Genomic DNA, 379 nt, shown 5'->3' on the forward strand with positions numbered 1-379 from the left:
TCCTCGTTATCGCGACAAGGCCGCGTCACTTTCAGCGCTCGTCAACAAGGTGCTCGCCAGCAAGGAACTTCTGCCGACTTCCGAGCATAGTCTTTATAGCCTGCGACACACTTTCGAGGACCGGCTGACGGCAGTTGAGGCGCCGGAGAAGGTAATTGCTTGGCTGATGGGCCACAAATGGGTCCGGCCCAAATACGGCGCGGGACCTTCGTTAGCGCAAAAGCGCGAGCGGCTTCAAAAAATCGCTTTTACCCCGCCCGGGCGAATGTGATTGCGGCGCCATCCAGGCCTTGAGAACCAACCTCACGGCTCCAGCTGTCCGAGCCATTTAGGTTGAGCGTGGCCAGCACGCGCTGCGCTCGCTCGCGATTTCCGAGCT

Annotated in this window: 1 pseudogene; it reads left to right on the plus strand. The window is 59.6% G+C overall.

Annotated elements, in window-relative coordinates:
* A pseudogene (locus EN857_RS33495) lies at positions 1-271 on the plus strand (integrase); the annotation flags it as partial.
* Positions 272-379: the final 108 nt, after the last annotated feature.

This window comes from Mesorhizobium sp. M4B.F.Ca.ET.214.01.1.1 (genome assembly GCF_004791545.1).
In the GTDB taxonomy this organism is placed as follows: domain Bacteria; phylum Pseudomonadota; class Alphaproteobacteria; order Rhizobiales; family Rhizobiaceae; genus Mesorhizobium; species Mesorhizobium abyssinicae.